We start from the raw sequence: 3,249 nt of genomic DNA, 5'->3' as shown, positions 1-3,249 counted from the left end.
GCTTGCGTGCTTGTCGCGAACGCTTGCTCAACCTCTTCTCGCAATCGATGCTGCAGATCGATGGCGGTCAGTGGCAGGCCGATGCGCAGGCGGAGCAACGTGAGCAGGCGCTGGAGTCGTCCTTGCTGGGTGAGTTGCTGGGCTTGTTGTCGGCGCCGGATTCCGATCCCGTGCGCCAGATGAGCACCACCCGCAGCTACATCGTCGAGAAGCTGCATCGCCAGGCCATTGTGGATGCGGCCAATGTGCCCAGCATTTTCGAGGTATGCCAGCGGCTGCAGGTGAGCCGGCGCACGGTGCAGAACAGCTTCCAGACGGTGGCCGAGACCACGCCCCTGAATTACCTGCGCTGCGTGCGCCTCAATGGCGTGCGGCGCGAATTGCTCTCCACCACGCATCAGGAAGCCTCCATCGGCGACGTGGCCTCACGCTGGGGCTTCTTCCATCTGAGCCACTTTGCCGAGGATTACCAAGAGCTGTTCGGGGAGTTGCCGTCGCAGACGGCGCGGCGCGTGCCGCAGAAACTCTTCCAATAAGCAAGCGTGTACCAGTGAAAACGCCGGTCAGGTGACCGGCGTTTTTGTTTTCTTGCTGGCGTCAGCCGGCAATGCGCGCCGTAATCTTGCGCGCCGCATCCGTAATCAGCCCCGACAGGAACTCCCGGTTGAACGCATTGACCCGTTCCGTATTGCCGGCCAACGTGATGCTGCCAAGAATGCGTTGCTTCTCATCGAAGATGGGCGCGGCGATACCGGTCTTGCCCGGGTCGAGCTCGCCTTCGCTGACGCAATAGCCATCCTTGCGGATCTTCAGCATCACCTTCGAGAAGTCCTTCCAGTTGCTCCCCACCAGCCGCAGTTCCTCCGCCGTGGCCCCATCGAAATGCTTGCGCAACTGGCGCGGCAGCAGATAGGCCAGGATCACCCGCGCCGTGGCGCTGTGGAACAGGTCCATGGGCGTGCCGCGCCCATAGTTCAGGCGCGCGTCATTGTTGCCGGACTCCTGCAGGATGTTGATCACCGTCGAACCATACAGCTCGCTGATCAACAGTTCCAGCCCGGTCTGCGCCACCAGGTCGCCGACGATGTCGCGGCTGGCCGCCAGCAAGGGATCGAACTGCGTCATGTGGCGATCCAGCTCGATCACCTTCGGACCCACGGCATAGCCGCGCGGCATCTTCACCAGCAAACCGGCATGGCCGAGTTCGCGCACGTAGCGATAGGCGCTGGCCGGGGTGTAGCCCAGCTGGGCACAGATGATGTCGATGTCGATGACGGGTTGGCTGGGCTTGAACAAGGTCAACACTTCCAGCATGCGGCTCAGGCTATTCATGGTCTAGGGCAGTAAGGGCCACAGGGCCCGGTGGCAGGCATTGTACGACCACCCAAGCGCCAGGTACGCCGGGTCGTCACCAATTGCCGATTTGGGCTCAAGGCTATTGCACAAATCTCTTATATTCAAAATCAAGCAATAAATCATTGAGCCTGTGAACAGAATTATGTACAGATTTCGTCTATACGAAAATACATGATTTTACTCCGGGTTGATTGCGATACCGCAAACCAGCCTGCCGCTGCGCCCGGCTGGTCTGCCCGATCCTGTAGAAGCGCCTGTGCGCGGCGCTGGCCGCCGGCGGCAAAGGAAGAGAAATGACCCGATACACCGGAGCACACGCCTTATGGGCCGGTCTGCTGGACCAAGGTGTGGACACCTGTTTCGCCAATCCCGGCACCACCGAACTGGACCTGGTCCGTGGCCTGGAAAGCTTTCCCAGGCTGCGCTGCGTCGTCGCCCTGCAGGAAAATGTCTGCACCGGCGCGGCCGATGGCTATGGCCGCATGCTGGGCCGTCCGGCCAGCACCTTGCTGCACCTGGGACCGGGATTTGCCAATGGCATCGCCAACCTGCACAACGCACGCCGCGCCCGCACCCCGATCGTCAACATCATCGGCGACCACACCAGCTGGCACCTGCCTTACGACGCACCGCTGACCTCCGATATCGAATCGCTGGCCCGTCCCGTCTCGGGCTGGGTCCACCGCATCACCGGCACCGACGACATCACCTCTGCGGCCGCTGACTCCGTGCGCCAGAGTACGGCCGCCGGCGGGCAGGGCAGTACCCTGATCTTCCCGGCCGATTTCCAGTTCGCCGACATGGCTGAGGACCAGGCCGTGGCTGCCGTGAAAGAATCCACGGAACCCGCAGACGATTACCAGCCGGCCCAGGCACTGGAGCGCCTCCGCGACGCCAAGCGCGTGGTCTTCCTGCTCGGCGGCGGTGGCGAGGAGAGCGGTCTTGGTGCCCGCGCCCAGCGTGCCGTGGCGCGGATCGCCGCCCATACCGGCTGCAGCGTCTATGCAGAAACTTTCCCGGCCCGCGCCGAGCGCGGCCAGGGCTTGCCTTCCTTCGACCGCCTGCCGTATTTCCCCGAGCCGGCGCGCAAGGTCCTCGATGAGGCGGACCTGGTTGTACTGGTGGGCGCGCTGCCGCCGATTACCTACTTCGGCTATGTCGGCCATCCCAGTGCGCTGGTGGCTCCCGAGCGCCTGCTCACCATCAGCCTGCCGGGCCGTCCTGCCGCGGCGCGCGTGGAACAGCTGGCCGATGCGCTCGGTGCGCCGCCCTACGCGGTGCCGCAGCACACCTTGCCAGCGCTGCCCGAGGGCGAACTGAACCCGCAGAAGATCGCCGCCGTGCTGGCGCGCGAGTTGCCCGAGCACGCCATCGTTTCGGTCGAGGGCGGTACTTGTGGCTATCCCTTCTATGCGGTGTCGGATGCGGCGCGCCCGCATACGGTGCTCACCAATACCGGCGGCGCCATCGGCCAGGGTCTGCCGGTCGCGCTGGGCGCGGCGGTGGCCTGCCCGGACCGCACGGTGGTCGGCCTGCTCTCCGATGGCAGCACGCAATACACCATCCAGACCCTGTGGTCGCTGGCCCATGAAAACTCCCGGGTCGTAGTGCTGATCGCCGCCAATCATCAATACGCCATCCTGCGCAATGAACTGCGCCGCGACGGCGCGCCACTGGGCGAACGTGCCGCGCAGATGACGGCACTCGATCATCCGCGCATCGACTGGGTTGCGCTGGCGCAGTCCTATGGCGTCCCCGCCTCGCGTGCCGAGACTGCGCAGCAATTGCAGCAGCAGTTGCAGGCCGCGTTTGCCGGCAGCGGCCCGGCACTCATCGAGATGGCGCTGTAAATCATTTCCGCATCAATCACATCCGACGCACACCACGGCATAG

The 3,249-nt window shown here is 64.1% G+C and carries 3 protein-coding genes; 2 read left to right on the top strand and 1 reads right to left on the bottom strand.

Translation table 11 applies throughout. From position 1 onward, the window contains the following. The coding region (locus B3873_RS13820) for a helix-turn-helix domain-containing protein (RefSeq protein ID WP_286866720.1) at positions 1–536 on the top strand (536 nt) is incomplete at its 5' end. A gap of 61 nt (positions 537–597) precedes the next feature. Here the strand turns inward: B3873_RS13820 and B3873_RS13815 are convergent. After that, positions 598–1,332 (bottom strand): IclR family transcriptional regulator, encoded by a 735-nt coding sequence (locus tag B3873_RS13815; RefSeq protein ID WP_039784072.1) that lies wholly within the window; start codon positions 1,330–1,332, stop codon positions 598–600. Positions 1,333–1,649: 317 nt separating this feature from the next. On the opposite strand from B3873_RS13815, the gene B3873_RS13810 reads away from it, so the two are divergent. Then, positions 1,650–3,206, top strand: coding sequence for an acetolactate synthase large subunit (locus B3873_RS13810; protein WP_286866718.1), 1,557 nt, complete (start codon positions 1,650–1,652; stop codon positions 3,204–3,206). The last annotated feature ends 43 nt before the right edge of the window (positions 3,207–3,249 follow it).

It is taken from the genome of Herbaspirillum sp. UBA812 (assembly GCF_002296545.1).
Taxonomy (GTDB): Bacteria; Pseudomonadota; Gammaproteobacteria; order Burkholderiales; family Burkholderiaceae_D; genus Herbaspirillum; species Herbaspirillum huttiense.
This window is presented reverse-complemented; position numbering and strand designations above follow the sequence as displayed.